1 protein-coding gene is annotated in these 870 nt (G+C 59.1%); it reads right to left on the bottom strand.

Annotation, left to right across the window (positions count from 1 at the left end; all coding sequences use genetic code 11):
* Nucleotides 1–804, bottom strand: an 804-nt coding sequence (locus tag L5876_RS14515) for a hypothetical protein (RefSeq protein WP_236957077.1), incomplete at its 3' end; no start/stop codon positions are given.
* Nucleotides 805–870: the final 66 nt, after the last annotated feature.

Raw genomic sequence — 870 nt, 5'->3', positions numbered from 1 at the left:
CAGGAAGGAAGGCTGGAAGAGTGCCTCAGGGCAGCGGAACCGCTCATTGCCAATGGTGATGACCTGGCCGTCAGGCAGCTCGTAGCTCTTCTCCAGGGAGGAGCTGGAAGCAGCCGTGGCCATCTCTCGCTCGAAGTCCAGGGCGACGTAGCACAGCTTCTCCTTGATGTCGCGAACGATTTCCCTCTCGGCTGTGGTGGTGAAGCTGTAGCCTCTCTCCGTCAGGATCTTCATCAGGTAATCGGTGAGATCTCTGCCAGCCAAGTCGAGACGGAGGATGGCGTGCGGCAGGGCGTAGCCCTCGTAGATGGGCACGGTGTGGGTGACACCATCGCCGGAGTCTAGGACGATACCGGTGGTACGACCGGAGGCGTAGAGGGAGAGGACAGCCTGGATGGCGACGTACATGGCCGGGGAATTGAAGGTCTCGAACATGATCTGGGTCATCTTTTCCCTGTTGGCCTTGGGGTTGAGGGGGGCCTCCGTCAGCAACACGGGGTGCTCTTCGGGAGCGACTCGGAGTTCGTTGTAGAAGGTGTGGTGCCAGATCTTCTCCATGTCGTCCCAGTTGGTGACGATTCCGTGCTCGATGGGGTACTTGAGGGTGAGGATACCTCTCTTGCTCTGGGCCTCGTCACCGACGTAGCTGTCCTTCTGACCCATTCCTACCATCACACCCTGGTGACGCGGTCTGCCGACGATGGATGGGAAGACGGCTCTCGGGGCGTCGTCTCCGGCGAACCCGGCTTTGCACATTCCGGATCCGTTGTCAACGACGAGGGCAGCAACGTCTTCTTCGGCCATCTTGTCTTCTTAACGAGGTTCAACACAGACCCAATGCAATCTTCTCTCGACGCAAATAGTCGCTTG

Source organism: Hyphobacterium sp. SN044, from assembly GCF_021864465.1.
Classification (GTDB): Bacteria; Pseudomonadota; Alphaproteobacteria; order Caulobacterales; family Maricaulaceae; genus Hyphobacterium.
The sequence above is the reverse complement of the archived record's forward strand: the minus strand, read 5'-3'. Positions and strand labels throughout refer to the sequence as shown.